Genomic DNA, 10,389 nt, shown 5'->3' on the forward strand with positions numbered 1-10,389 from the left:
AAACTTATCCAAATCAACGAGAAGGAAACATCATGACAACATACTTTTTCGACCAACTCGCTAATAATCCGCACGCACTCGTGTTTGCAGGTCAGTCAACTCCGTGGGTTGAAGCTTTGCGCGAGCTTGGTTCAGACGAAGAATTAAACGCAGAACTTCACGAGTACGAAGCAGGCGCAAAAGCTTTGCTATCGCCAATTTATTCTGAGCTTTTAGCAAATGCAGGCGGCGACATAAACGTGTTTGACGCGCTAGAAAATAAGCATATTAACGCTGCAAACGCGCTTCTTAGTGTGCCTGGAATTACGCTTGCACAGTTCGGTGCAGTGCGCGACTTAACAAATCTTGGATACAACTTTGAAGTAAACAAGCCGTGCGCAGTTTTGGGTCATTCTCAAGGCGTAATCGCAGCAGAAATGGTAAAAGCTCGCATAAAAGCAAAGTCTTGGCAAAAAGCTCGCGCGCAAATCGAAGAATTACTCGCAATTGCCTACTTAATTGGAGCTGCAGGAGATCGTGAATCTCGAATGCTTGAAATTACTGGTGACGGCGAGCACACGCCAATGCTGTCACTTAAAGGAGTTACTAAAAAGCAGGCAGAAGCGTTAATTTCACGCGTAGAACGCACGCGCGGTGAAGTGTCAATTGCTGTTAAAAACGCTTACAATCACGTGGTTATTGCAGGATACCCAGAAGATATGGAAGCTGTTGCAAACGAAGCGCAAAAAGAAACAAAGCGTTCGAAAAAATTGCGCGAAATGAAAGTTCGCGGTGGAGCTGTATTTGCGCCAGTTGCTGAATATTTGGATGTTACAGTTCCATTCCATTCGCCAATGCTTCAATCTGCAGTTGAGCAGGTAGTAGAGTGGGCGAGCGAGGCTGGCTTGAACACTACAGTTGCTCGCGAATTGGCGGATGCAGTGCTTGTAACTCCTGTTGATTGGGCTGCGCAAATTGGCGAAGTTTTGGAGCAGAACGACGCGCGCTCGCTTTGGATTTTAGACATGGGTCCTAGCGAAGTGCTCGGAAAGCTTACTGGAGTGCTTGTGCAAGGAACCGGTGCTGGAATAGTAGAGGCTGCTACCTTGCGCTCTCGCGCTGAGCTTTCAACAGCTGACTCTGCTTCTGAGCCAGAGCGTATGGGCTGCTGGGCTGATTTTGCTCCTCGAGTAATCGACACGCCTGCAGGACGCAAAGTGCTTACCAAATTTAGCAAGCTTACAGGCAAAGCTCCTGTGCTTCTTGCAGGAATGACACCAACGACAGTAGAGCCGGAAATCGTTGCTGCAGCAGCAAATGCGGGCTACTGGGCTGAGCTTGCTGGCGGTGGTCAAGTAACTGCAGAAGTTTTCGATCGTCATATGAAGTCGCTTGAAAATCAGCTTCGCGAAGGCGCAACTATTGAATTTAACGCCATGTTTATGGATCGCTACCTGTGGAATTTGCAATTTGGTTCGAAGCGAATCGTGCCAAAAAAGAGGCAGTCGGGAGCTCCTATTGATGGTGTAGTTATTTCTGCAGGCATTCCAGAACTTGACGAAGCCAAGGAATTAGTAGCATCTTTGCAAGCTGATGGATTCCCTTACGTAACGTTTAAGCCTGGAACAGTTGACCAAATTCGTCAAGTTGTGCGAATTGCTAAGGCTGTTGCTCCAGCCACGATTATTGTACAGGTTGAGGGCGGTGCTGCAGGTGGTCACCATTCGTGGGAATCTCTTGACGATTTGCTTATGACAACTTACGCGCAAGTGCGCGAGTGCGAAAATTTGGTGCTTGTTGCAGGCGGTGGTATTGGCACTCCTGAGCGTGCTGCAGACTACATTTCTGGCGAATGGGCGAATGAATACGGTTTGCCAAATATGCCAGTTGATGCTGTAATGATTGGTACAGCTGCAATGACAGCTAAGGAAGCACATACAAGCCCTGAAGTAAAGCGTATGCTTGTGGAAACTCCAGGTATTGCGATGCCGAAATCTTCTAGCATTGAAGGTTTTGATGAGGATCCGTTCGCACCGTTGGGTGAGCGTTGGGTGCCTTCTGGCAAAGTGATTGGCGGTGTGACGAGTGGTTTAAGCCATTTGCACGCAGATATTTACGAGTTAGAAAACGCTTCTGCTCGCTGCGGTCGATTGCTCGTTCATATGATGAAACATCCTGAAGAGCTTGAAGCGCGTCGCGATGAAGTAATCGAAGCACTTAACTCTACTGCAAAACCATATTTTGGTGACGTAGAAAGCATGACTTACGCACAATTTGCTCAACGTTTCCTAGATTTGGCATACCCTTGGGTGGATCCGACTTACGTAGATCGCTACATGCATTTGTTGCAGCGTATTGAAGCGCGTTTAATTAATCAAGATTCAGGCGAATTTACTTCTATTCTGCCTTCTATCGAAGAAGTTTCTAAGCACCCTCAAGCTGCTTTATATACGCTGATTGACGCGTTGCCTCAAGCTCGCGAGATGAACGTTGTGCCAATGGATGCCGCTTGGTTCCCAACTTTGGTGCGCGAATACCCTAAGCCAATGCCATTCGTGCCAGTTATTGACAACGATTTGTTGCGTTGGTGGGGTCAAGATCAGCTTTGGCAGTCGGAAGATTCGCGTTACTCGGCAGACGCTGTGCGCGTAATTCCAGGACCGATTTCCGTGGCTGGAATTACGACTATGGATGAGCCGATTGCCGATATTCTGGGACGTTTTGAAGCAGCTATGCTCAATCGTGCAGAATCTGGCTCGGAAACTGGAGTAGAAGCAGAAAATAAGGAAAATGCGGCGAGCAAGTCTTCAAAATCTGCTTTTAGTCAGATTGCTGATGCTAAAAACGTTGAAGCTTACGTGCGCGCATGCCCGAATATTTCTTGGGTTGGTCATGTAACTGCAAACCCTGCTTACGGAACGTCTTTAGGAGACGAAAATTACGTAATTACAGTAACTTCTAGTAATAATGACGTAATTTCGCTTGATTTAGATATTAAGCTAGATACATTCTGGGATAATCAAGAAAATCAGGAAGCAAAACACTCTACAAAAAATGCTGCAAACTCGCCAAAACGCAAGCACGCGGTACGAGATATTGTAATTCCGCTAACTGTTGATGCAAGTCAAGCTGGAAGCATACCAGTAGTTGACCGCGAGCGCTTGCCAAAGCACGTGTACGAAATGCTTGCAGCAACCGCAGGTGTTGGAAATACAGCGATTACTGGCGATGTGCTTGATGCTATGCCTAAGGTTGAAACAGTAAAAGAAGATGGCAGTTTGGCAAAATTGCCGGAAGATTTGCTTGCAGAAGGTTATAGAGATTTCCCATTTGGATTGGTTCATTCTTCCTATACTTTCTCGAGAAATCTTGGAATTGACCACGAGTCTGCTACTGCTGGAAGACTTCCAGATGGATTGCTTGCTTCTCGCATTGTGCCAGACGCGTTAGTAGGCCCTGCTTGGCCAACTATTTACTCGGCTTTGGGTTCCGTAATGGTTGATGGTTACCCGATTATTGAGGGTCTGCTTAACGCTGTTCACCTAGATCATTTAGTAGAGCTTGACGTCGATGCCGAAGACTTTAAAAAGTATGTCGACAAGCGAATTAATTTACTCGGCTGGGCTGAGCCGTATGCAGAATCCGCTTCTGGACGCGTGGTAACTATTCACGTAGTGCATACTACTGCAGATGGAACTCGTTTGGCTCACGAAACTGAGCGTTTTGCTATTCGTGGACGAAGCTTCAGTAACGCGCTTCCTGCTCCAGCTGCGCAATATGGCGAAGCTGCAGGATTGCACGGATACGAAATTGAAGACACACCTCGCAGAGCTTTGCGCAGAGTAGTCGTTCGCGCTCCTCACGATATGACCGCTTTTGCGCGTACTTCTGGAGATTTCAACCCAATCCACACTTCTAAGCGAGGTGCTGCAATTTCCGGTCTTTCTGCTCCTTTGGTACACGGTATGTGGCTTTCTGCAACAGCTCAACATGTGGCTCAAGCAGTTGATGAAAAAGGTGCTCGCTACGAGCTCATTGGCTGGTCATACAACATGTACGGCATGGTTCAACTTGATGACGAAGTAGAAATCACAGTTGAGCGCGTTGGAAAAGTTCGTCGCGGCGGACTTGCTTTGGAAGTTACGTGCAGAGTTGATGGGCAAATCGTGTCTAAAGCAAGCGCGCTTACTCGCGCTCCACGTGCAGCATTCGTATACCCAGGTCAGGGTATCCAAAAGCAAGGAATGTCGCTGGATGAGCGCGCAAAGTCGCCTGCTGTGCGCGATACTTGGGAGCGAGCAGACAAGCTTACTCGCGAAAAGCTTGGATTCTCAATCCTCGCAGTCGTGCGCGATAATCCAAAGGAGCTTACTGCTCACGGCGTAACTTATCACCATCCTGAAGGATTGCTTAATTTAACACAATTTACGCAAGTTGCGCTCGCAACAGTTGCCTTTGCGCAAACCGCGCGTTTGCGTGAAGCAGGATGCGATATTTGGCCTGCTTACTTTGCAGGACATTCGCTTGGCGAATACAATGCTTTGAGCTCCTTCGCGCAAATTATTCCACTCGAAACTGTGCTTGAATTGGTGTTCCATCGCGGATCTACAATGCATCATTTGATTGAGCGCGATGCGCAAGGTCGCTCGAACTACCGCATGGGTGCGCTTCGACCAAACCAGTTTGGAGTGTCAGACGAAAGCGTGAACGCTTACGTTGATGGCATTTCCAAGGCTACTGGCGAATTCTTGCAAATTGTAAACTACAACTTGGCAGGTCAGCAGTACGCAATTGCTGGAACTATTAAAGGCTTGAAGGCATTGGCTGCAGACGCTTCTAAGCGCGCTAAGGAGTATGGCGGCAAGCCTCCATTCATGTTTGTTCCAGGAATTGACGTGCCGTTCCACTCTCGAATTCTTCGAAAGGGTGTGCCGGAATTCCGCGACAAGCTCGATTCGCTGCTGCCGAAGCATATTGATTACTCTGTGCTTGTAGACCGTTACATTCCAAACCTCGTGGCTTGCCCGTTTGAGCTTACGCGAGAATTTGCACAAAAGATTTTGGATGTTGTGCCATCTGAGCGCATTGAAGCAGCTTTGGAAGATGAAACTACGTGGAAATCTTATGCAGAGGATGAGCAGAAGCTCGGTAGATTGCTTCTTACGGAGCTTCTTTCATGGCAGTTCGCTTCTCCAGTTCGTTGGATTGAAACGCAGGCTCTTATGTTTGCCGATCGCGCTCGCGGCGGTCTTGGCGTTGAAGAGTACGTTGAAGTTGGTTTAGGAAACGCGCCAACTTTGGCAAATCTTGGCGCTAAAACTCTTGCTTTGCCGGAGTTTAGTGGCGAAAAAGTGACTGTTTACAACGTTGGTCGTGACGAAGGTCGCGTTTATATGACTGACACGGATTCGCTTGTGCCTGAAGTGTTTACTGAGGAAGATAGTCAAGAAGTAAGTAGCACTGCTGATGCAGCTGCTGCTCCTGCCGCAAATGTTGTCTCTGCTGCTCCTGCGGCTTCTGCTCCTGCAGCTAATGCAGCAGCAAGCGGACCTGTAGCAGACTTGCCATTCAAAGCATCCGACGCAATCTCAATGCTGATTGCGTATAGTGCAAAAATCCGTCTTGACCAAATCGGCGACACTGACACAACTGATACGCTTACAAACGGCGTATCTTCACGCAGAAACCAGCTTCTTATGGATATTAGTTCCGAGCTTGGCGTGGCTAGCGTGGATGGTGCTGCAGAAGCTCCAATGAGTGCGTTGCGAAAGCTTGTGGATTCGGTTGCTCCTCGCTACAAGGCTTTTGGTGCAGTGCTTTCCGATATTGTGCGCGAACGTTTGCGTGCACTTTTCGGTGCAGCAGGTGTGAAGCCAGCACAAATTGACAAGCGTATTTCGGAAGTCTGGCAGCTTGGCGAAGGCTGGCGTGCGCACGTGCTTGCGGCTTTGGTTTTGCAAACGCGTGAAGGTGCTAGCGTGCGCGGTGAAAATCTTGCGCAACTTTCAACTGATCCTGCAAAGAATACTGCTGCAGCTGACGCTTTAATCGACGCCGCAATTGCGCAAGTTGCTCAAGCTCACGGCGTTAGCGTTTCTCAGCCTGGCGCTGCTGGCGCAGCCGGTGGTGCTGTTGTTGATTCTGCAGCTCTTGACGCTTTTGCGCAGCAAGTTGTTGGCGCAGACGGCGTACTTGCTGCAACTGCTAAGTTTGTGCTAGCAAAGCTTGGTGTTGAAGCTCCTAAAGCAGAAACTGAAAGTGACGAAAATGCTGCTGTTGTAGCTGCTGTTGAAGCAGAATTAGGTGCGGATTGGCCAAAGCAAGTGGCTCCTCGATTTGATGAGCGAAAAGCGATTCTTTTCGACGACCGCTGGGCTTCGGCTCGCGAAGACGTTGCTCGCTTGTACTACAAGTATGCCGGAAAGAATGTTGATATTCAGGTAAATGGAGTTTCTGAAATCTTAAATGATTTTGGTAGTTTCCTCGGTGCCGGGGAAGCAGTAGCTTCGGAAGCTGAGTGGTTTGCAAGTCTTTCTAAATCTCGCGAATTAAACAATCTTGCAACAATATTTAAAGGTATTGCTCGCGATTCTCGCACTAAACTTGCGCAAAACAACGCCGATGCTGCTCAAGCAACTCGTTTTGCAGGAGAAGTTGCAGTAGTTACAGGCGTTGCTCCTAACTCGATTGCTGCTCGCGTAGTAACGGGCTTGCTTAAGGGTGGAGCTACGGTTATTGCAACTTCGCACAGTTTCAAGCCGAGCGTCAAGTCTTGGGCAAAGAAAGCGTATCGCGAAAACGCTCAAATGGGCGCAAAGTTGTGGCTTGTGCCAGCAAACTTGTCTAGTTATCGCGATGTCGATGCGCTTGTAAAGTGGGTTGGCACGGTTTCGAAGAAAGTAAGTGGCGCAACTACTACTATTTTGAAGCCTGCTTATGAGCCGAGCATGTTCTTCCCGTTTGCAGCTCCACCAGTTCACGGTACTTTGGCTGATTCTGGTTCGCTTTTTGAATCGCAATCGCGCTTGATGCTGTGGGGTGTGGAGCGTGCAATCGCCGGATTTGCACAGATTGGAGCAGATACAGATGTACAACATCGTATGCACGTTGTGTTACCTGGCTCTCCAAACCGCGGTATGTTCGGCGGCGATGGTGCCTACGGCGAAGTCAAGAGCGCTTTCGACGCTATTGTGAACCGTGCGCATGCGGAAAGCGTGTGGTCGGATCGCGTGACTTTCGCGCATCCTAAGATTGGATGGGTGCGTGGAACCGGCTTAATGGGCGGAAATGATCCGCTTGTGACTGTAGTTGAGCGTCACGGATTAACTACCTACTCTACGCAAGAAATGGCAGATCGTTTGCTTGATTTGTGCACGAAGGAAGCACGAGAGCAGGCAGCAATTGCGCCTTTGGATGTTGATTTTACGGGAGGATTAGGCAAGGAGCCTCTTGATTTGAACGCGCTTCGTGCAGAAGCGTTGGAAGATCAGAAGCGTGCTGAAGTTGCGGAAGAAGCGGTGGAAGCTGTAGAAGAAGCTGCAGAATCTTCTGCTAAATCAACCAACAAAGCACTTCCAACTCCTTACGTGCCAACTCAGCCGCGAGTCAACTTGGCTGATTGGAAGAACGTAACAGCGCGTCCAGAAGACGAAATTGTGATCGTCTCCGTTGGCGAGCTTGGACCATGGGGTTCCGGACGTACTCGTTTCGAAGCAGAACTTGGAATTCGTGAAGACGGTTCCGTGGAGCTTTCTGCAGGAGCAGTACTGGAATTGGCTTGGAATATGGGCTTGCTTACTTGGCAGGATTCGCCAAAGCCAGGCTGGTATGATGCGGACGGCACGCTTGTTCCAGAAGAAGATATTGCAGAGAAATATCGCGATGAAGTAGTAGCACGTTCCGGTATTCGACCATTCGAAACCGGTATGGGCGGCGATTACAAGGATGGAGCAAACGAAGAAGAAGCAGAAATCTTCCTCGATCACGACGTGAGTTTCAGCGTTCCAACAGAAACAATTGCGCGCGAATACGTGGCACTTGACGAATCGCATACTGAGATTGCTCGCGATGCAGAATCTGGCGAATGGACTGTTACGCGCAAGGCAGGTTCTATGATTCGCGTGCCGCGTAGGGCTGCAATGACCAGAACCGTCGGTGGACAATTCCCTAAGGGCTTCGATCCGCTGAAGTGGGGTATTCCAGCTTCAATGGTTGGAAGTGTTGACACGATTGCGCTGTGGAATATTGTCACAACTGTAGACGCTTATATTTCTGCTGGTTTCACACCTTCGGAGATTTTGCAATCTGTGCATCCGTCAATGGTTGCTTCCACGCAAGGAACCGGTTTCGGCGGCATGAGCTCAATGCGAAAACTGTACTTGGATCGTTTCCTTAACCACGAAATTCCTACGGACGTATTGCAAGAGGCGCTTCCAAACGTTGTTGCAGCTCACGTAATGCAAACCTATATCGGCGGCTACGGAAATATGGTTCAGCCGGTGTCTGCATGCGCAACTGCGGCGGTTTCGCTCGAAGAAGGCGTCGACAAGATTGCTCTCGGCAAAGCTGATTTCGTAGTAACTGGCGCAATTGACGATATCGGCGTGGAATCCGTAGTTGGCTTCGGCAATATGAACGCAACTGCCAATAGCGAAGAAATGTATGCGAAGGGCATCAATCCACGATTCTTCTCTCGCGCAAACGATCGCAGACGTGGAGGCTTCCTTGAAGCACAAGGTGGCGGTACGATTTTGGTTACGCGCGGCGATATTGCTTTGAAGCTTGGCTTGCCTGTTGCTGGTGTGGTTGGTTTCATTCACTCCTACGCTGATGGCATTCACACTTCTATTCCTGCTCCGGGCTTGGGTGCTTTGGCTGCGGGCATGGGTGGAGCTAAGTCTAAGCTCGTGCGTGATTTGGCAGCTCTCGGCGTTACTCCGGACGATATTGCTGTGGTTTCTAAGCATGATACGTCTACGAATGCAAACGATCCGAACGAATCTGAGCTGCACAATACTCTTGCGCACGCAATCGGACGCACGAACGGAAATCCGCTGTTCGTAATCAGCCAAAAGACGCTGACTGGACATGCAAAGGGCGGCGCGTGCATCTTCCAAATCAACGGTTTGACTCAACTGTTTAGAAGTGGCGTAATCCCTGGAAACGCATCACTTGACTGCGTGGATCCTAAGCTTGCGCGCGACGACCACATGGTTTGGTTGCGTGAGCCGATGCGCATTGGCGATGGTGCAGGTTCTTGTGCAGTGAAGGCTGCTCTCGCAACTTCGCTCGGCTTCGGTCATGTTAGCGGATTTATGGCATTGGTTCATCCTGGTGCTTTTGAGGCGGCTGTGGCTGCTAGCGCAGGTGTTGATGCGCTTAAGAATTGGCGTACCAAGGCGAATGCGCGTTTGGCTGCGGGCCAGAGGCGATTTGAGGAAGGCATGATGGGGCGATCTGCTTTGTTCGAGCCTGTTGAGAATCGTCACTTGCTGAAGGATGGCATGCGCCTTCCAGATGGCACTCGCTACGACGGTCACGAAGCAGAAAAGGCGATGTTACTTAATCCTGAAGCTCGCCTTAATGCGAACGGATACTACTGCTGAGTTGCTGCTACTGCTGAGCTGCTGCTTTAGCTGGTTTTGACTTTACAAACGCCGGGGAATTTTCTCCGGCGTTTGTAGTCGTTTTGGCGTTATGTGGAAACATTTGCTGTGTTATTCCACGGCATTTGTTTTCGCTTTGGCTTTATTTGACCACATTTGCCGGAAAAATGTAGGGCGATTGGAGTTGCGTTAACAATCACGTAAGTAGCTCTGTAGTTCAGTATGCCATATTTAGTACGTGTAACATTGCGTATGTTGCCTGATATTACCTAATGCCAGTAGTACGCTGTCATTATCGCAGTGGTGTGCTATCTCGCTACCAGTACCCGCTGCCAGTACCCAGATCATTTAACGGCATCTATTTGTCGCACCTATATCTCTGTAGCTTATATCTCTGTAGCCTACAGTTCTATAGCTTTACAGATATAACAATGCTCCGTGGTTGAAGGGTTGTCGTAAATTTTGCGAACCCTTTTATCACGGAGCATATGTATATTATTTATTCAATTTTAATATTTGTTGCAACACCAACGTTTAGTCGCGCTTCTTCCTGCGAATAATGACTGCGAGTGCAGCACCTATTGCGGCTGCGAGTGCAGCAACAGCACCTGCTGCAGCAATTGCAGAGCCTGTGTTGGTTAACTTTGATTGCGCAACCTGGCCGGAGGAGTGACGTGCAGGAGACTTAGGAGCTTGTAACTGAGTGTTATTGCTCTTATTCCTGTTGTTTTCACTGTTGCCAGTGTGTTCATCAGAATCATGAGAACCAGATTCATGTTCTGGGGTTGGAGCAGGGGTCGGTGCA

The 10,389-nt window shown here is 49.0% G+C and carries 2 protein-coding genes; one reads left to right on the top strand and one right to left on the bottom strand.

Annotated features, from left to right (window positions below; genetic code table 11):
* The first annotated feature begins 32 nt into the window (after positions 1–32).
* A complete protein-coding gene (locus P0108_RS03105) occupies positions 33–9,584 on the top strand; it encodes a fatty acid synthase subunit beta domain-containing protein (RefSeq protein WP_473730736.1) in 9,552 nt (3,183 codons plus the stop codon).
* Between the two features lie 534 nt (positions 9,585–10,118).
* On the opposite strand, the gene P0108_RS03110 is transcribed toward P0108_RS03105, so the two are convergent.
* Positions 10,119–10,389: LPXTG cell wall anchor domain-containing protein (locus tag P0108_RS03110; protein WP_473730737.1), on the bottom strand; the 271-nt coding region annotated here is incomplete at its 5' end.

This window comes from Gardnerella sp. c10Ua_244 (assembly GCF_055818055.1).